Genomic DNA, 17507 nt, shown 5'->3' on the forward strand with positions numbered 1-17507 from the left:
GTCCAACTGCCTTGCTCCGCAAGGCAGTTGATTGACCGTCACTCCGTGACGGTTGTTCAGATCGCTCCGCGATCTGAACGCAGGAATTCGCGGAGCGAATTCCTGAAAGGCGCAGCTAGGAGGCGGGGGGCGTGCTCGACCGGCGGGAACGGAAAGCAAATTGACGCTTTTTCAGGACGCCCCAATAATGCCCAGCTTTCGGGACGGTATTCCCCGTATTCTCTATCCTGCATTCCGAATTGACCTTCCATCAATTCCCTGTTTCCATCCCCCTATTATAAATCCTGTGTCGAGAATGCTCCCGTTGCGTCCTTTCCCACAACAGCCTCTGGCCGGAGATCAGACAGAGCGCAGAGTCCACCCCCACTCCCCCACGAGGCCCAGGCCCGAGCCCACACCAGCACACGGCCAGCGCGGCGGCGGAGCCGACGCGCAACAGGCCTCGGTCGCGCCCCTGTTCCCCGAAGCGCCACGCCACCCCGCCCCCGCCCCATCCCTCACTCATCCTCATCCGGCGCGGGGAAAGTGGCAGCAGAGGGGATGTCAGCTCCCCGACCATGGGCGAAGGCTGTCTGACCTGTGGCGTGCCGAGGCCGGCCGCCGGGCCGTGCAACATCTAGCGCAACCTCTGCCGCAACACCATGGCGCAACATCTAGCGCAACCCATAGCGCAACAGGGGGTTCCGTTCGAGGCGAACAGACACTAATATTTTAAGTACGGGAGGTGACCCCGGAAACCGCATGGGACCAACGAAGGGGAAGACGTGGAGATCCAGATCTCTGACGGAATCGTCCGTAGGGTGCGCGGCGGCATAGACGCCCCCATGAACGGCCTTGCCATTCAGGCCCGCACGGTCGCAAACTTCCTGCCCCTGCTGTGTCAGCGGGCAGGAGCGAGCATCGTGCACAACGCTGACGCGAAGTACACCGGAATTCGCTTTGACACCAAGGTCGGCCCGGTTGTGCTGGAAATTCCCAACGGTGACGGCCCTTACCGGCTCGTGCATGAATTGATCGAGCCGGACGAGAACGGGCGCACTGAAGTTGAGATGCGGCGATTCCCGCAGATCTACAAGCCCCAAGGAGTCGCGCACATCACGGCCGAGTTCCTACGGTCGCGTGGGTTCCTGAAGTAGTTCGCGCGGGGGTGTCCCTGTCGGGGCGCCCCTTCCACCCCGGCATCACCGAGAAGAGGAGGGAAGTCATGGAAGGCACGAGGGAGCAGGCCGGTTATGCGCTGCGGGAGTTGGTGCGCAGCGAGAGCGATCCGGACGCGCTGAGGGTGTCGCATGAGCAGCTGGAGATGGTCCGGCCGTTCTTCGAGTTGGGTTGGGCCATGGGTGTACGCACCGGGCATACGGGCCCGGCCGTGGCTGATGTGCCGGTTGACCAGGCGACCGTCACGAGTGCGTTTGTGGCTCTGCTGTCGGAGTGTGTGGCGAGTCGGCTCGTGATGGCGGCGGCGCGGAGTTTGGACCCGCAGCATGCCGGGCCGGTTCTGTGGCAGAAGGTCAGGTATCACGGCAGCCTGACGCGCCGTCACGGTATCTATTGGGTGCATGCGATCAAGCCCGCCGGTGCGGTCGGCGCGGCTGACAGGCTGCGTTACGACCTGTGCGAGATAGACAGCGGCGTACCCGTGCCGATGGTCAATAACGTGCGGCGGCGGAGCCTGACGCCGCTTCCCGAGTACTGCGCGTTGGTCTGAGTGTGCAGGTCAGGGGTGGGTTCACCTACCCCTGAAAGACACTAATATTGAAATGCCGGGGGGGGCGGCCCCGCCCCCCGACCCGCAGAGGCTCACAGCGAAGGGGAGCACCGCATGACTCAGCAGTTTGCCGAGCGCGCCGCGAACGTAGCCCCGACCGGCGCTCGGAACGCCGAACTCTCCGACTTGGTCCGCATCTTGGAGGATCAGAGCCGCCGCAAGCTGGACGTGATCGCCCCCGCGTCCGCGCTGCGGTTCCGTGAGGGAAACGTGTGCGTCGAGGGTGTCGAGTCCCTGATCACCGAGGACGGTGTGACGGACGTCGATGGGATCTACCGGCCCACCGCCGTGGCCGACGAGGGGATTTCGGAAAAGCTCCGTATCCCGCTCGCCTACCTGCGCCGCATGCGCGCCGAGAACGTCCCGTTGCTGGACGAGAACGTGAACGCGTGGCTGGGCCAGGAGCCGGAGCGCCGTTTCATGCTCCGCGCGTTCCGGGGCGGGAACGGTCCCGGCATGCCGCCCGCCGAGGGCGTGGCCCGCGCGCTGCTGTCCGACAGTTACAAGCTGATGGACAACTTCGACATGCTGCTTGCCGCCCTGGACGGGGTGACGCAGTCCGGCCACCCCACCCGCGTCATCGGATGCGACCTGACGGACCGGCGCATGTACGTGCGGATCGAGTCCGATGCGGTCGCGGTCCAGGCCCCCGCGCTTCTGCGCGGCTACCGTTCGCCGTTCGACGGACGCAGCGGGGACGAACTGCCTGTGATCTCGGCCGGTTTCGTCATCACCAACAGCGAGGTCGGTTCTGGGGCGTACACCATCACCCCGCGCGCGGTCTTCCAGGTCTGCCGCAATGGCCTGACGGTGTCCAAGGACGTGATGCGCGCGGTCCACCTGGGGGGCAAGCAGGATGAGGGCGTTGTGTCGTGGTCCGGCCAGACGCAGCGCAAGACGCTGGAGCTGATCACGTCCAAGACGGCCGACGCCGTGCGCACCTTCCTGTCACGGGAGTACGTCGAGGCCAGGGTGCGTGAGATGGAGGCCGCCGCCGGGAAGACGCTGGACGAGCCGACGAAGGCGATCGAGCACGTCACCAAGTCGCTCAGCATCGGCACCGAGGCCAAGGACAAGATCCTTGCTCACTTCGTCCGGGGTGGTCAGATGACGGCCGGGGGTGTGATGCAGGCCGTGACGTCGACCGCGCAGACGCTCACCGACGCCGACCAGGCCGCAGCCCTGGAAGCGCTCGCCCTGCCCGCCCTCACGGCCGCCGCCGCGCACGGCTGACAGACCCCCGTGCGGGCCGGGAACTTCCCCGAGCCCGGCCCGCACGGGCCCGACCGGCGCAGAGCGCGGAGCGCGCCCCGTCTCTCAGGGAGCGCGGAGCGCGCGCCCGCCCTGTGCCCTGCCGCGTAGCGGCGGCGCCTCGTGTCTGCGGAGCAGACCGCGCGCGCCGAGAAGACGTCCAGCCCCGCGCGCAATCTGGTGCGGGCCAGCAGCCAGAGAGGAACCCACCGCCCCATGGCTCAGCCGTTCTACGACCTGTCCGAGCAGTTCCCCCACCACGTCTTTGAGATCACCGAAGCCGCCGTCGAGGCCCTGGGAGATCAGTGGGGCTGTTATCCCGGCCACTGGGGGTGACCGGACACATCTGGGACGCCGATCGAATCCGGTTCACCGTGGGAGTGTGCGAGGCAGGCCACCTCTACGTACGCAACGACTCCCGGGGCGACAGCACCCATCTGCTGGACACCGAACCGGATGCGGACCTCGTCACCCTCGGCCAGGCCATCGCGGATGTCATCGGCGATCTGTACTGACCCTCTGTCCGCCCGGCGGCATCACCACCGCCGGAGCACTCCGAAGGAGTCATGCGCCATGCCCGAACGCCCGAAGCTCAAGCGCCCCGATGACACCGCCATCGAGGCCGCCCGGGGCCGCGCCATGAACGCGTTCATCGCCCTTCTCCTGGAACTCGGCGAGGGCAGCCACGAACTCAACATCGTCGTCGAACGCACCAACGACACGATCGTCGCCGCCGACTTGCCTGTGTCCGTCGGAGCGTCTCCCCTGCGCGGGAGGTACACCGAACGCGACGAGTATCTGCGGTTCTTCGCGCTGCTGACCTTCGCCCTGGAAGGCAGCACCATACGTCAAGCGGTGCTGGTCGCCACCACCGCCGAAGCACCCATTGCGCGCGCGTGCGGCTGGGACATACGGGCCGGATGGCTGCACCCCATGGACACACACGAACTCCAGGACGCCCTCGTCCCCTGCCCCGGCGTCACCGCGCCGCTGCGCCTGGTCTACCCCGCGCCCTCCCTCAACCCCGACGAGCCCGCCGAGGAGAACGCCCAAGGGTGACAGGCCCGCTGCCACCCCGGACGGCTGCTACACCCACACCACGCCGGGCCCGCCACCCTCCACACCATCAACGCCACGAACACCGGGCCCACGATCTCCCCCCTGCAGGGCCGCTACTACGCCACGGCCCGGGCCGGCGGGGAGTCTCTGTGACCGACCGTGGCAACTCCGCCGCCACAAGCCGCCGCAGCAGTAGCCCATAGACGCCGTCCGGCCCTCCCCCACCCCGCCCCGGCAAGGACGGACGGCCCACCGGCCAGAGCGGCACTGGCCGAATGCCTGCCGCCCCGGCGCCGCGCCCCTCCCCTTCGGCGAGCGCGGGGCGATAGGCCCCGTTCACCGCGCCGCCCCAAGGGCGCACCAGCCCCATGACCATCCCGAGCCTGACCATCGACATGCCCGCCGGCCCGCCCTCGCAAGGCCGCCGCCGTCGCGTTCGAGCTGGGCAGGGCAATGCGCGGCACAGTGCACATCACCGGCCCCCACCGCCCCCACCCAGGGGACCAGTTCACCGCCGTACGCGCCAGTCTCGGCCCCGTCACTGCCTGTCAGGCCACCACCCCGACGACACCCTGCCGCGGCCCGTCCACAGCCGCACCGGCTACCGAGGCAACCTGCCCCCTGAACACGACCCGCCGACCGCCCCCAACCGCCCGCCCCTGTAATCCTCATGCCAGCCGCACTCCCCCAGACACCGCAGGAGTAAGAGGTCCTAACAAAGGCGTTGGACGTGGCGGTGGGTGATGAGGCAGGTGGCGAGGCCGAGGAAGGCTTCGTGGATGTCGTCGCGTCGTTCCCAGCGGATCCGCAGGCGGCGGAAACCGTGCAGCCAGGCGATCGTGCGCTCGACCACATAGCGGAACATGCCCAGGCCGCTGCCGTGTTCCTGTCCTCGTTCGGCGATGACCGGACGGATGCCGCGGGCCCAGAGCAATCGGCGGTACTTGTCGTGGTCGTAGCCGCGGTCGGCGAGGAGCGCATCGGGTCTGCGTCGGGGCCGGCCGACGACGCCGGCCACGGCCGGGACCTTGTCCAGCAGGGGCAGCAACTGCGTGACGTCGTTGCGGTTTCCGCCGGTCAGGGACACCGCGAGCGGGATGCCCTGGGCGTCGGTGAGGACGTGGTGCTTGCTGCCCGGCCGTGCGCGGTCGACCGGGCTGGGGCCGCTTTGGGCCGCGCCGAGCGGCCCGCACGTGGGAGGAGTCGATCACCGCCCGCGACCAGTCCAGCTTCTTCGCTACCCGCAGCTTCTTCAGCAGTATCAGGTGCAGTTCGTCCCACACGCCGGCCTCGTTCCAGGCGGCCAGCCGCCGCCAGCACGTCATGCCCGAGCCGAAGCCCAACTCCTGTGGGAGGTACTCCCATTGGATGCCGGTGTGCAGCACGAACAGGATCCCGCACAAGGCCTGCCGGTCCGGTACCCGCGGCCGGCCCTCCACCAGCTTCGGCCCCGGCTCGGGCAGCAACGGCTCGATGAGCGACCACAGTTCATCCGACACGATCCAAGGCCGCGACTGTCGCTTTCCCACGACCAGACCAACGACCATCCAAGCCGAAGGTCACATGATCAACAGCTTCTGTTAGGACCTCTAAGTACGCAGGCTGCGGGCGAGGCCACCCCCTCATACTCCACCATTATGAGCAGTCGCTTACGGGCCGTCGCCCACCGACAGACCGCCGGGTGACGGCCCCCTTTGCCTCCTGCACCCCGCTTCCGTATCCAGGAGTTGCCAGGCTGCAAACGCTGCGCCGCACCCTGCGACCAACCCGCCTGCGCATGTCCGCGCGCCCCTTCACCACCGGAATCGCGGCACTGCCACCCACCGCCACAACAGCGCTCGGCACCGAGGCCAGCGCCGCGAAACCCATCGCCTGCAACCGGACCAACGGCAGCCACGCGGCCGCGGAACGCACCGCCCGTGCACTGCGCGAACTTGGCCACTACGCCCTCGCCTCCGTTTCGCCGCCGCCCGCTGGCAGACCACCACCCCCGCCCAGCCCGGCAGTTACCCGTCTCATTGCCCGCCCTTTGAGCAGCCCCGTCCTCTCGTCATAAGGAATGGCAGTCACGGCTGTCGGGTAGCGAAGAGCTGCTCGGACCGCTGAGGTCGGGGCAGGGGGAGGTGCCGTCGTGACGCAGGACGACCCGCCGCATGGATGGAGCCCGCAGGAGCGGCAGATGTGGGAGGCGTACCGGGGTGGCGAATGGTGCGACGGCGTGGCCGAGGTACGCGGCAGTGCGCTCCGCTACCTTCTGATCGCCGCACCGCCGCCCCACCCCGGTTGTCAGACCCGCCTGCATTTGCGTGGCGCACGCGTCACCGGCGAGTTGAACCTCGCCGAGATCACGGTCACCGGCTCGATCCGCCTGGCCCGGTGCCGCTTCGATGACGCTATCCGCCTCGACAACGCGCACCTTGGCGCCGCCTTCGAACTCAACGCCTGCACAATGCCGGGGCTGATCCTGGCCGGCGCGCACATCACCCTGGAGTGCGAGATCGTCGCCTGTACGGTCACGGGCACGGTGGACCTGCGCTCCCTCGCTGTCGGAAACCGGCTGTCCTTGAACGACACCGTCATACACCCCGCCCCTGGCGAGGCCGCGCTTGACGCACAGTCCATCGAGGTGGGTGAGGACTTCTGGGCATCAGGCCTGGACTGCGCGGGCACGGTCTTCCTGAACAGCGCGCGGATACAAGACGTCCTGGCTTTGCGAGGTGCCCGCATTCGGGGCGACTCGGGCCTGCAGGCGCCCGAGCTGACTGTGGGCGGCGGTCTGTTCCTCGACTCCGGCTTCTCGGGCACTGGGCAGGTCAACCTCTACGGGGCCTCTATCGGCGGATCCGTCAGGATGAACGACTGCCGGTTGGAGGGCCCCGGCGCAGGTCGAGGTGCGTACGCCTTGAACCTGTCCTGTGCGGAGATAGGCGGTGACATCTGGGCGGGGCGCGGTCTGGTCGTGCAGGGCCCCGCCATTGTCCGGGACACCTCGGTGCGCGGCAGCGTGGTCCTCAAAGGGGCCCGCTTCGACATCTCCTCCAGCGTGCCGACCGCGGATGCCGCTCTCGACGCTTCACGACTGCGCGTCGGCGGCGACATCGACTGCCGGGACGGATTCGTCGCACACGGCATGATCGACCTGCGTGACTGCCGGATCGGCGGCTCCATCCACTTCGAAGGCGCCGAACTGACCGCCCTCGACGATCGACACCCCGCCCTGCGCGGCAACGGAGTCGAGACAGGCGGTGTGTTCAACCTGTGTGACGGCTTTACCGCGCACGGCAGGATCTCCCTCTTCAGCGTCACGGTCCGGAGCCGTCTCTGTTTTGATGGCGCCGCCCTCGACACACCCGCCGACGCCTGGGCCGTGAGCTTTATCGGATCGTCCGCAACCATCCTCTCGCTTCGCCTGCGCGAGGCACCGGCGGGCGTGATCGCTCTCCACCACAGCAAAGTCGGGTTGCTGCGGGATACCCCTGCCTCCTGGCCTACTGGACTGGGCCTCGACGGCGCCGTCTACGACAGCCTGCACCCGGCGCTCCCGGCTCCGGCGCGCCTGCCCTGGCTGGGCCGTGACCCTGCCGGGTTCGTGCCCCAGCCGTACGAGCAGCTCGCCGCTACCTACCAGCGCCAAGGCCACGACGCCGATGCCCGCACCGTCCTGGTTGCCAAGCATCGCAGCATGCGGCGTATGTTGCCGCCCCCGGCCAGGTTGTGGAGCCTGCTCCAGGACGCGACGGTGGGCTACGGTTACCGCCCTCTGCGTGCCGTGTGGCTGCTGCTGTGTCTCCTGAGTACCGGAGCGGCTCTCTTCACCGCCTGGCCGCCCACGGCCGTGGGGGACGGCAAAGCACCACCCTTTCAGCCCGCGATCTACACGCTCGACCTGCTGTTGCCCCTCGTGGATCTGGGCCAGGAACGCTCTTACGCTCCGACCGGCCTCGCGCAGTGGGCCGCAGTTGCGCTGATCGGCACGGGCTGGCTTCTGGCCACGACGGTCGCGGCAGGAGCGAGCAGGATTCTGCGCCGGACATAGGGCCGGGGAGACCGCCCTCAGGTGTCGCTGGACGGGTGGAAGTAGAAACCCAACGGCCTCACTTCGGCCGGCAAAGATCAAAGGTGCCCCGCCCGCCTGGGCAGCAAGGACCCGTCCAGGCCGACACCGTGTGTACGGTCGTCGGCGCCTCCGAGGATGAGGTCCCGGTCGAAGCGTCCGGCCGATCTGGGTGCGTGATCTCCATGCTGGCCGCGTCCGCCCAGGCCCGGCGGGAGCGAAGGAAGCACGCCATAGTGTCTGCGCAGTTCAGAGATGGGTTCCCACCCACAGAAGAGACACTATTATTGAATCTGTGAGGCGGAGGGCCCATCTCGGCCCCGCAGGCGGCGGCCCCTCCGCCCGACCACCCCTGCGCCCCAGGGGGCGTGGCTGGACGGTCGAGATCCGGTCCGGCTATCGGCTGTGGACCACCGGCCTCATGACGTTCCCCGCTGACCGGCCAGGACGAGCCGACCACTCCCGCCGCTCGACCGGGCACGACCGGTTTCCCCCTGACTCCCCCACGAGAAAGGCGCGCACGTGACCCAGACACCCCAGCCCCCCGAGCGCCACCAGGGCGAGCCCCACACTGATCGATCGCGCGTGGGAGGACACACGGCGGGCACCAAGCGCCAGACCATGCGCTGCGCCCTCGGCCGCGAAATCGCCGGCACCATCGGCCTGCTCACCGACGAGCACGACTTCCGCGCCATGCGGCGCTACCGCAGCTTCGCCTTCGACAACTACGCGACCTACCTGAAGGCCGTCGAAGACTTCCTCACGAGCCGCGCCGCTCAAGGCACCCACACCACGGTCGCCCTCTTCGACCCTCAGGAGTACGCCGACTACTGCACCGACACCGGCCTCGACCCCGACCTCCCGTCCAGCCGCACCCGCTTCACCGCCGAACTCGCCACGACAGGCCCCACCCTCCCGTACGACGGCCAGCCCCTGGACGACCTCGTCCCGGACCTCATCGACGAGGCCGCCCGCCAGGCCGCCTGGGAGTATGCCTCCACACTCCTTGCCCGCCTCGGCGCCTGCACTTCCTGCGGCGAGGACGTAGGGCGCGCCGCCTTCGCCCAGGCCTCGTTACTGCTCGTCCGCATCCTCGACACCGCCCGGCCGGGCCGCCGACACCTCGTCTGCAGCGTCTCGGCGACACCCGAAACCCTGACCTCCGTCCTCCACGCGGACACGGACGCCGACGGCGCCACACACCTCGACGAGACCGAGGCCCTCGAATTCACCACGGTCCTGGCCCTCGGTCTGGCGACCCAGAGCCCCGGCGGACTCGTCATGAGGACCACCGCCCCGGGCGCCACGGACCAGATCTACGGCTGGCGACTGCACAACGGCGGCGTCGAACCCCTCACCGCAGGCGAGGTATTCGACGCCTACTGCACCGACATCGAGTCCGGCGGCCTCATCTCCCCGGAACCGGACGTCGACTACTGCGTACCGCCGGACCTCGGACCGGACGGCACAACGACGGGCCACCAGCACTGAAAGGCCCCCGGCACACCGTCCCGGCGCCCCGCCGTCACGAACGCCAATGGCCGTAAACCAGCAGGTCACGGGCGGGTTCACGCCATCACATAACACACTATTATCAGAAGTGGGCCGAGGGATCGCCACCTCCCCACCCCGCTCACCAGGTGAGGGCCCCTCTCCCCCTTCCAGTCCCAGGAGTTGCCATGTTTCGAACGCTGCGCCGCGCGCTACGACCGGCACCTCTGCGCATCCCCTCCCGTCGCCTCACCGCCGGAATCGCAGCGCTGCCGCCCACCGCACGCGAAGCGCTCGGCACCGACGCCACCGCCGGGGAAGCCACCGCCTACAACCGCAGCCGCGTGGCCACCGCGACCGCCGTCGCCCTCTACCGCAGCGGGCACGTGCTGCCGATGCCCGACGACGACCTGGACGACGCCGTGCGCACCCTGGACTTCCCCTGCTCGGTGCCGAGCCCGCAGACCCGCGCGGCCATCCGCGCCGCCCTGGCTGTCCTGGAGGCCGACTGCACCGTCACCATCACCCGCTGACCGCCCGTCAGCCCTGGCCGTGGGCCACCCCGGCCGGGGTGGCCCACGCTGAAAGAGGCCCGGTGTTCCTCGTCGTACCCGACCCCGCTCACGGACTCGTGGCCGCCCCTGAGTCCTCCCTGGACCGCACACCCGCAACCGAAGAATCCCTTGCCGCCCAGGGGTTCACCTGGAACTGCGAGATCGAGGCATACACCCGCCAGACCGACGACAGCCCCGCAGCCGTGGACGAGACCGCCGGCATGCTGCGAGACCTCGGCCACTACACCTTCTCCTCCTACACGCCGCTGTCCCCCAGGTGACCGCCCCTCCTGCGCACGCCGGGCCGCCGCAGCCTCCCGCCCCCTTGCGCAGACGGAGTTCCCTCATGCCCCGACGCCACCCCCAGCCGCATCGGCCCGGCCGGTACACCGCCGCCGAACACAAAGGAAGCCACCAAGCCGTGGACCAGCTCCACGGATACGCACTCAGCAGGACACCCCTGCGGCCACCGAAGCCGCAGCACGCAACCCGACCTCCAGCCCGACCGCCGCCAACGCGCCCGGCCGCGAGGCTCGACGCCGCCCAGACCGGTCCCGCCGCAACCCAGCGCCGGTAGGGATATGCCGGGAGCCTGCGCCAGGACGAAATGCTCTCCGGCGATCGTGCTCGCCGGCATCGCATGGGAGCACCTACGGTCATTCGTTGACCGCCCCGCCATGGACGGGTGCCAGGTTGCGGACAGATCCCCATCCTGCGACATCCCAGCAAGGAGACCACCACTCCTCCCGGTCCCTGTGTGCTTTCCGTTGTGCATCTGACAGGGCGTCCTCATCGCCTCGGTCATAGGCCCGCTGAGCCGCCTCAACATCCTGGATCGTGTATCGAATCGACCTGGCAATCTCGGGATCGCCCACGGTCCGAGCCGCCTTCTCCAGTTGTTCGACGTACCTCGTTACCGACACGTCATTGGGGAGCAGAAGTGATACGGGAGTTCCGCCTTGATAGAAGGCGTGCAGTGCTTGGTCGCAGCCTGCATGTTTCGCGTTGGTCTTCTGGTTCCTTTTCTGGACGTGGTCGTAGGTCCACCACGCTCCGCCGCCGAGGAGTCCCACCACGATCAGAGTGACGAGCCCATGCTTCACCGACGTGACAACAGCACCCCACGGGAAGGCCACGGTGCGCTTGCTTGGAGCGTGGAAGTGGTTGTTCTGGACGCTATGGTTCCCGTCCTGCACGGCAGCCGGACCGTGGAATTCACTGCGCTTGGGACCACTGCGGCCATGGTCATCGCGCTGCGGTGCGGTCATCCGCTGTGGCCGAAGTGATTGTCCTGATGATTGTTGTCGCCCGTCTGAATGGCAGTCTGGCCGTGAAAGGTACTGCCCGCGAAGGGGGCTGAGGCGTCACTCGGAGCGGTAGGCCCACTGTCGATCAGCGCACGAAGTTCCGCGACCGCGGCGTGTAGCTCAGCGCCTTCCAGCCGAGTCAGCAGAACCACGAACCCAGCCTGCCAGGCAGCGGCCTGGCTGCCCGCCGCTCCCCCGTCGGGGCTGTCCGTCAGTGCTGCCGCGGTCCGGTCCAGACGCCGCCTCTCCGATTCCTCACTCTCCTGGCTCCCCCGAGCCATCAGGCGCGCGGCGCGATCCCGGATCGCATTCCACCCATCCGTGCCGGCCGCCTGCACCATTGATGCGCCCCCAGCCGAGGCCAACGCCAACAGCGACTCCGAGATCATCCACCTACTCCTTCCGGCGACGGCCCTTCACAATGGGCCCGCCTTTCCCTAACTATCAATCAAATCAGGTGAGTTGATCTGGCGCGACGTGGCGCGAACTAGACCACACCAGCCCTGGCACCGGAGCCCGGTTCCGGACACGGAGCGACGCCGGAACAGGCTCTTTGCGCACCGGGAGCATCGCGCTCGCCGCTTTCGTGCGCGCCGCGCTCGCGGTCGAGCCGGGGGACTTCACTTCCACAGACCGGCTCTTGCAGGAGACCGAAGCGCTGACCGGGCCCGTCCGCCGGAATGGTGAGGGGGACCAGGCCAGCGGCGGCTAGGTGCCACGCGTCGGCTCGTACGGGTGGCGCTGTCCGAATGCTGCCGTTGGCAACGGTGGCGGGAGCTAGGCTGACGAGCCTTCTGTGACGCCGTTTCGCTCCCGGGAGTTGTCTGTGCCTGAGTCGTCCTCGTCGCCCTCGCCGGGTGAGGTCTCCGCCGAGCAGATCACCGCTGTGCTGGCTGACCGGTACGGGCTGGCCGACGCGCGAGTGGAGATCCTCCCGTTGGGCACCGAGACGGACAACGCGGTCGCCGACACTGCGCGGGGGCGGGTGTTCGTCAAGGCGTACCCGGCCCGCGCCGACCTGGACGTCATGGCGGGGCGGATCGCCCTGATGGAGCTGGGCCGGGCGGCGGGCAGCCCGTTCCCGGCCGTGCACCCGGACCGCGAGGGCGCGCTGATCACCCGGCACGGCGGGGTGGCGCTGTCGGTGTGGGACTGGGTGGACGCGGCCTCGCTGGACACGCCGTACGCCGCGCAGCACGCCCGCCAGATCGGCACCGGGCTCGGGCGCCTGCACACGGCCCTGGCCACCTGCCCCGCCAGCGCCTACAGGCCGAACAAGAACCGGTGGTGGGAAGCGTCCGCCGAGGCGCTGACCGAGCGGGGCGAACGGCTGCTGGAGCTGATCGACGTAGTGCCGGAGCCGGACGAGGACGATCTACGGCGCCGCGAGCAGGTCGCCGAGCGCATCGCCCAGCTGCGGGGCCTGCCCGGGGTGCAGGCCAGACTCCCGGCGGCCCCACGCGAGCAGGTGGTGCACTTCGACGCGACCGGCGCGAACCTGCTGTGGGACGCCAAGGAGGACCTGAAGGCCATCATCGACCTCCAGGCCCGGGTCGCGTTCCCCACGTGGGAGCTGGGCCGGGTGCTGTACGAGCCGTTCACCGTGGCGGAGTCGCCCAACTGGCGGGCGGTCGCGGTCGACGGCGTGCTGGCGTACACGCAGGAGGTGCCCGCCGAAGCCCGCGCCGAGCTGGTGTACTGCGCGCGGATGGCGCTGCTGCACAACCTGACCTCGTGGTTCGGGGTGGACTCCCTGTACGGGGACAGTCAGCTGCCCGGCCGGTCGATCTACGCCCGGTTCTGGGACCTGCGGGCCCAGGCCGCCGGCCGGATGCTCGCCGAACTCGACGACATCGAGGACGAATTGCGGACCGTCCTGGCCTGACCCGGGGTCACTGGGCAGCGTTTCGTTCGCGTTCCCGCTGCAGCAGGTAGTACGAGCGGGCCGCGCCCACCGCGCCCGACCAGTCGCGAAAGCCCCGGTCCCGGGCGGCGGCATCGCACTCCCGGGCGCCTGCCTCGCCGGTGAGGTTCCAGCGGGCGGCGACGTGCCGGGCGAGCCGGTCCGGGGCGAGACGGTCGACGCCGTACCGCGGGTGTTCGACGGCGACGGCGGCGTTCAGCTCCAGCGCCGCCGCGACCGTGGAGGCCGTGGCCTCGGGGTCGGCCAGCAACCCGGCGGCGTCCTCGCGGGTGGCGGGCCACACGTCCCATGCGCTGTCGAAGGTGGCGGAGCGCACCATGACCCGCCGCAGCATCTCGGCGGGGTCCAAAGCCGTCAGCTCCGCCTCGGTCAGCCAGAACGCGACCTGGTCGGCGGTCAGGGCGTCGGCGTGCGCGCCGTGGTCGACGGCGGCCTCCGCCTCCGCCGGGTCGGAACAGCGGGCGATGGCGGCCAGCACTCGGTTGCGCCACCGCTGGGGGAAGCCCGGGTCGTAGAGCTGCTCGTACTGCATCAGCGCCCCGAGGGGGAGCTGTGGGGCCGGAGCCTGCCCGGCGGGCGCGTACAGGACCTGCCACAGGGTGGTGAAGCTGGTCCGCCATGGCTGCCCGCTCAAGGCGTCGGTGAAGGGCTGGTAGCTGGTGAAGTCGGGGCTGTCGGCCCAGCGCAGCGCGTGTTCGGCGTCTTGGCGCTTGAGGTCGTAGGGGTGCGCCTGGCGCCACAGGTCGACGCTCTGCACCGCGGCACCGAGGCCTTGGGCGGCCGCCGCGCGGTGCAGCGCGGTCCAGGTGCGCCGCGTGTAGGGCAGGCGACGGGCCATCTCCTCCAGCGCGGCCGCCTCGTCGGCGGTGACTTGCCGGGCGGCGGCCGCGCCGCGGATGGTGCAGCGCAGGTTCACCAGTGCCTCGGTCAGCTGCTGCCCGTCGGAGGTGTGCAGGACGGCGACCTCGTCGTCCGCCTCCAATTGCCCGGTGCGGAAGGCCTCGAAGACTCTTCCGACGCCGAGCATCCCGAACGCGGCGAGTTCGGCGGCGCGCAGGGCGCCCATGCTGGCGGCGCCCACCACGGCGACACCGGCGTCGAGGAGCAGCAGGATCTCCTTGTGCCGTACCGGAGCTCTCTGGTGCCATACGCCGTCGATGATGACCACCGCGTCCCCCGCGGTGGCGCCGAGCCTGAGTAAGTCGCCGTGGCCGACCGGGGGATGGCACACCGCGTCGGGGGCGAGCCTGCGGACGCGGTCGGCGGTCAGCGTCGGCCCGGAAAAGACGTGAAGAGTCATGCTGCCGCCTCGGTGGATGCGGGCCGGGGGATGGTGTGGCGCGAGACGTACCGAAGGTGCGGAGCGAGCACTTTGACCACCGACAGGCCACGCCGGTGGAACTGGCCCCAGGACAGATCGACGGCCAGCGGCGGGACGCCGGTGCGGGCGGCGACCACGGCCGCCAGATACGCCGCCTCCTCCTCGTCGGTGGCGTGGCCGGTGCCGTACGCGCCCGCGACCTGCGGCCAGGGCGCGGTGGGCCTGCCGTCGTGGGCGGGGGCCGAGTGTGTGCCAGGCTGGAAGGCGAGGGGATGGATGTCCTCCCGGCTGCCGGTGATCTGGGTCAGCCGGGTCTGGGCGGCCTCAGTGACGGCCCGCGACAGTGCGATGCGCGGGTCCAAGTGGGAGCCGGAGCCGGACACCACCAAGGTGGGCTGATCCTCGCGCCACAGGTAGCAGACCATCACCGGCACCCCGAACCGGTTCGGCAGGCTCCACAGCTCGAACCAGATCCGGGCGCGGGTGAGCCGGTCGAGCAGGGCGGCGCACCCGGCGTCCTCGACGCTGGCGGGGTCGATGCGCTGCGCGGCCACGGGCCGGTGCCCGTCGGCGAGGTCGCTGATCACATCGCGCTCAATCACCTCGTACAGGGCATGGCACAGGCCTTCGGCCCGGGTATTGCCCGAGGCGAGGCCGTTGGTGGAAGAGCTGGGCAGGTGCAGCCGCCACGCGTCGTGCATCTGGCGGCCGAGCCGCACGCAAGCAGCGGGGACGGGCACCAGGGCACCGTCGGTGAGGGACTGGGAGGTGACCCACTCCAGCACCGTGCGGGACGTGACCAGGCTGCCGGGGTGCGCCTCCAGCACAGTGACCGGGTACGGCAGGCCCAGATGGTCGGCCGGGGCCCGGAACTCCGGCTTGGGCACGGCCCGTTCGCCGTGCCACGCCTCGATCGCCTCCATCGCGCCGGAAACACGCGCGGCCACCAGGGTGGTGCCCTTGCCCTGGGCGACCGACAGCGTGCGGGCCAGCGGGCGCACGGCCATGGTGACGGGGATACCCAGGTCGTCCAGGCCGGTGACATCCGCGACGCGGGTGATCCCGTACGAGGGGAGCAGGGGACGGATCGTCTCCCAGGTCTCCTCGGGCGGGCGGGTGCGGTGCGTACCGTCGAAGTACACCTTGCGCACGACGGTGCTCCTTTCAAGGGGTGGGAAAACGGCGCCGGCCGCCGCGCGTCCGCCGGGGCGGGCGGGGTGCGGCGACCGGCTTCGGGTCACAGCGGCCGGTGGATCAGGCGGTGGTGGGCTGCTCGTAGACGTGGTGCTGCGGGAAGGCGGAGTCCGGCACGGACGGGTCGCCGCCCGCGTTCTGGGGGAGCTGGCCTTCCTCGTGCAGCGCGGTCACAAAGTCCGCCGGGTCGACGGTCGCCGGGGTGGTCGCCTGGACAGTGGTCATCGGGCCCTCCTTGGGGTCGATGGATCTAGGACGGCTTCACCGAGAGGTCGGAGAAGCAGATGGTGATCAGCACCTCGCGCGACTGGGTGTCGAGCGGGGTACGCCAGTGGGGGATCCGACGGCCGTCGAATCCGGACAGCACGCGGTGCAGGATCGGGAACTGTTCGCCCTGCGGGTAGGGCGTGTCCTGGAGCGTGTCGGCGACCTGCTGCGTGGACAGGTAGCGCAGGCCAGGGAGCCAGCCCATCGGGGCGAGGTTCGGTGTCAGCCCGCACGAGAACGTGATGTCGCACTTGCCGTCATCGCGGTGAACGTGCATGTAGTCGCCCGGCGCGTAGAACTTGTAGCCGTACCGGATCGGCGTCATCCGCGCCTGTCCGGTGGCCTCCCCGGCGATGTCGGCGAGGACCTTGGAGCGGGCCAGCGCGTTCAGGGCACTCCCGCCGGGGTGCACCCGGCAGCGCTGGGGCGAGGTGATCGAGCCGTCCCGCATCACCAGCAGGCCCGGCCGCCCGTTGTGCCGCTCGACGGCGACCCTCTCGCAGCGCGCGGCCTCCTCAGCGATCTCCTCCCACAGGCCCGGCTCGATCGCGTCCGCCGGGGCGGCGGCCCAGCCCTCGGCCAGCCACGTCTGTCGCAGCGTCGTCATGGCCCGCCTCACAGGTCCATGTAGGAGAAGGTGGCCAGCAGGCCGGGCTCCTCGCCGGGGTAGGGGGTGCGCCAGTGCGGGATGCTGTACCCGGCGAACGCGCGCACGCTGCCGTCGGGGCCCGGGTGCTCAAGCCGTTCGAACTCGGCGCACTCGGGGAGAATCCCCTTGTCGGCGACGACCTTGGCCAGGTCCTCCGGCATTGCGTCGCGCAGTGCTGGCGCCCACCACATCGGTGGCAGGTCCTCGGTCAGGGCGACGGCCACGGTGACGGTCGCCTTGACCGTGTCGGTGTGCAGGCCCTGGAAGTCGCCCTGGCGGTAGACGACCACCGAGCCGCCCCGCGGCACCAGCCGGGGCATCCCCGTCGCCTTCCGCAGCTCCGTCAGCAGCTGCTTGTCGAAGGCGAGTTGCTCCAGCAGCGGCCCGGCCGGCAGGAAGCCGCAGTGCACCGGGGAGGCGAACGAGCCGTCCCGGCGGGAGCTGACCTCATCCCGTTCGTACGGGGCGGCCGTGCCGATCAGCTCGTGCGCTTGGGTGCCCACCGCCTGCACCCGCTCGGCTTCCAGGACGCCCGTCAGCAGGACACTGCCGTGCCGCTGCCAATCAGCGTGGGCGGGGTGGCGGTCGACTTGCGGGATGGTCTCCATTGACCCCCTCCTTCCTCGTGCCGGTACCTTCGCGGCGTTCCTGCAGGTCCGGAAGGCGGT

General features: G+C 69.7%; 20 protein-coding genes. 12 read left to right on the top strand and 8 right to left on the bottom strand.

Features of this window, described 5'->3' with window-relative positions; genetic code table 11:
- The first annotated feature begins 764 nt into the window (after positions 1–764).
- From OHT76_RS00005 to OHT76_RS00030, 6 genes are all read left to right on the top strand, one after another.
- Complete coding sequence (locus tag OHT76_RS00005) at positions 765–1136, top strand: hypothetical protein (protein WP_328868624.1); 372 nt, start codon at positions 765–767, stop codon at positions 1134–1136.
- 68 nt (positions 1137–1204) lie between these two features.
- Entirely contained in the window at positions 1205–1708 is a 504-nt protein-coding gene (locus OHT76_RS00010; protein WP_328868625.1) for a hypothetical protein, read from the top strand.
- Positions 1709–1822: 114 nt separating this feature from the next.
- A complete protein-coding gene (locus tag OHT76_RS00015; protein ID WP_328868626.1) occupies positions 1823–3001 on the top strand; it encodes a DUF932 domain-containing protein in 1179 nt (392 codons plus the stop codon).
- A gap of 141 nt (positions 3002–3142) precedes the next feature.
- Complete coding sequence (locus OHT76_RS00020) at positions 3143–3355, top strand: hypothetical protein (RefSeq protein ID WP_328868627.1); 213 nt, start codon at positions 3143–3145, stop codon at positions 3353–3355.
- A complete protein-coding gene (locus OHT76_RS00025; RefSeq protein ID WP_328868628.1) occupies positions 3352–3534 on the top strand; it encodes a hypothetical protein in 183 nt (60 codons plus the stop codon). Before OHT76_RS00020 ends, OHT76_RS00025 begins: the two co-directional genes overlap by 4 nt.
- A 58-nt stretch (positions 3535–3592) precedes the next feature.
- A complete protein-coding gene (locus OHT76_RS00030; protein WP_328868629.1) occupies positions 3593–4078 on the top strand; it encodes a hypothetical protein in 486 nt (161 codons plus the stop codon).
- Positions 4079–4790: 712 nt separating this feature from the next.
- Here the strand turns inward: OHT76_RS00030 and OHT76_RS00035 are convergent.
- Positions 4791–5625, bottom strand: a protein-coding gene (locus OHT76_RS00035; RefSeq protein ID WP_443049679.1) for an IS5 family transposase whose coding sequence is annotated in 2 segments (ribosomal slippage) — positions 4791–5244 and positions 5243–5625 — 837 coding nt in all. Because the reading frame shifts where the segments join, the coding sequence is not laid out codon by codon here.
- Between the two features lie 584 nt (positions 5626–6209).
- Here OHT76_RS00035 and OHT76_RS00040 point away from each other — a divergent pair.
- The 4 genes from OHT76_RS00040 to OHT76_RS00055 all read left to right on the top strand — a co-directional run bounded on the left by OHT76_RS00040 (position 6210) and on the right by OHT76_RS00055 (position 10458).
- Positions 6210–8114, top strand: coding sequence for a hypothetical protein (locus tag OHT76_RS00040; protein WP_328868631.1), 1905 nt, complete (start codon positions 6210–6212; stop codon positions 8112–8114).
- 639 nt (positions 8115–8753) lie between these two features.
- Positions 8754–9623, top strand: coding sequence for a hypothetical protein (locus tag OHT76_RS00045; RefSeq protein WP_328876416.1), 870 nt, complete (start codon positions 8754–8756; stop codon positions 9621–9623).
- 188 nt (positions 9624–9811) lie between these two features.
- On the top strand, positions 9812–10156 hold the full coding sequence (locus OHT76_RS00050; RefSeq protein WP_328868632.1) for a hypothetical protein: 345 nt from the start codon (positions 9812–9814) through the stop codon (positions 10154–10156).
- A 62-nt stretch (positions 10157–10218) separates the two neighbouring features.
- Complete coding sequence (locus OHT76_RS00055) at positions 10219–10458, top strand: hypothetical protein (RefSeq protein WP_328868633.1); 240 nt, start codon at positions 10219–10221, stop codon at positions 10456–10458.
- A gap of 375 nt (positions 10459–10833) precedes the next feature.
- Here the strand turns inward: OHT76_RS00055 and OHT76_RS00060 are convergent, their stop codons facing one another.
- Positions 10834–11445, bottom strand: coding sequence for a hypothetical protein (locus OHT76_RS00060; protein WP_328868634.1), 612 nt, complete (start codon positions 11443–11445; stop codon positions 10834–10836).
- Entirely contained in the window at positions 11442–11873 is a 432-nt protein-coding gene (locus OHT76_RS00065) for a hypothetical protein (protein ID WP_328868635.1), read from the bottom strand. Before OHT76_RS00065 ends, OHT76_RS00060 begins: the two co-directional genes overlap by 4 nt.
- Before the next feature lie 197 nt (positions 11874–12070).
- On the opposite strand from OHT76_RS00065, the gene OHT76_RS00070 reads away from it, so the two are divergent.
- Both OHT76_RS00070 and OHT76_RS00075 read left to right on the top strand, forming a co-directional pair.
- Positions 12071–12196 (top strand): DUF6420 family protein, encoded by a 126-nt coding sequence (locus OHT76_RS00070; RefSeq protein WP_328876417.1) that lies wholly within the window; start codon positions 12071–12073, stop codon positions 12194–12196.
- A gap of 114 nt (positions 12197–12310) precedes the next feature.
- Entirely contained in the window at positions 12311–13369 is a 1059-nt protein-coding gene (locus OHT76_RS00075) for a phosphotransferase (protein ID WP_328868636.1), read from the top strand.
- Between the two features lie 7 nt (positions 13370–13376).
- Here the strand turns inward: OHT76_RS00075 and OHT76_RS00080 are convergent, their stop codons facing one another.
- The 5 genes from OHT76_RS00080 to OHT76_RS00100 form a co-directional block, all read right to left on the bottom strand.
- Complete coding sequence (locus OHT76_RS00080) at positions 13377–14708, bottom strand: TfuA-like protein (RefSeq protein WP_328868637.1); 1332 nt, start codon at positions 14706–14708, stop codon at positions 13377–13379.
- The gene (locus OHT76_RS00085; protein ID WP_328868638.1) at positions 14705–15880 is read right to left on the bottom strand and encodes a YcaO-like family protein; all 1176 of its coding nucleotides are present in this window, start codon (positions 15878–15880) and stop codon (positions 14705–14707) included. Before OHT76_RS00085 ends, OHT76_RS00080 begins: the two co-directional genes overlap by 4 nt.
- A gap of 103 nt (positions 15881–15983) precedes the next feature.
- Entirely contained in the window at positions 15984–16148 is a 165-nt protein-coding gene (locus OHT76_RS00090) for a hypothetical protein (RefSeq protein ID WP_328868639.1), read from the bottom strand.
- 25 nt (positions 16149–16173) lie between these two features.
- Positions 16174–16797, bottom strand: a complete 624-nt coding sequence (locus tag OHT76_RS00095; RefSeq protein ID WP_328868640.1) for a hypothetical protein — start codon at positions 16795–16797, stop codon at positions 16174–16176.
- A gap of 8 nt (positions 16798–16805) precedes the next feature.
- Positions 16806–17447, bottom strand: a complete 642-nt coding sequence (locus OHT76_RS00100; protein ID WP_328868641.1) for a hypothetical protein — start codon at positions 17445–17447, stop codon at positions 16806–16808.
- Positions 17448–17507 lie beyond the last annotated feature (60 nt).

Origin of the sequence: Streptomyces sp. NBC_00287 (genome assembly GCF_036173105.1) — a bacterium.
In the GTDB taxonomy this organism is placed as follows: Bacteria; Actinomycetota; Actinomycetes; order Streptomycetales; family Streptomycetaceae; genus Streptomyces.

Bases quoted from the DNA above. Each gene is read 5' to 3' on its own strand.
- OHT76_RS00010 (WP_328868625.1), top strand. From the start codon at position 1,205: ATGGAAGGCACGAGGGAGCAGGCCGGTTATGCGCTGCGGGAGTTGGTG.
- OHT76_RS00015 (WP_328868626.1), top strand. From the start codon at position 1,823: ATGACTCAGCAGTTTGCCGAGCGCGCCGCGAACGTAGCCCCGACCGGC.
- OHT76_RS00030 (WP_328868629.1), top strand. From the start codon at position 3,593: ATGCCCGAACGCCCGAAGCTCAAGCGCCCCGATGACACCGCCATCGAG.
- OHT76_RS00045 (WP_328876416.1), top strand. From the start codon at position 8,754: ATGCGCTGCGCCCTCGGCCGCGAAATCGCCGGCACCATCGGCCTGCTC.
- OHT76_RS00050 (WP_328868632.1), top strand. From the start codon at position 9,812: ATGTTTCGAACGCTGCGCCGCGCGCTACGACCGGCACCTCTGCGCATC.
- OHT76_RS00060 (WP_328868634.1), bottom strand. From the start codon at position 11,445: ATGACCGCACCGCAGCGCGATGACCATGGCCGCAGTGGTCCCAAGCGC.
- OHT76_RS00065 (WP_328868635.1), bottom strand. From the start codon at position 11,873: ATGATCTCGGAGTCGCTGTTGGCGTTGGCCTCGGCTGGGGGCGCATCA.
- OHT76_RS00080 (WP_328868637.1), bottom strand. From the start codon at position 14,708: ATGACTCTTCACGTCTTTTCCGGGCCGACGCTGACCGCCGACCGCGTC.
- OHT76_RS00090 (WP_328868639.1), bottom strand. From the start codon at position 16,148: ATGACCACTGTCCAGGCGACCACCCCGGCGACCGTCGACCCGGCGGAC.
- OHT76_RS00095 (WP_328868640.1), bottom strand. From the start codon at position 16,797: ATGACGACGCTGCGACAGACGTGGCTGGCCGAGGGCTGGGCCGCCGCC.
- OHT76_RS00100 (WP_328868641.1), bottom strand. From the start codon at position 17,447: ATGGAGACCATCCCGCAAGTCGACCGCCACCCCGCCCACGCTGATTGG.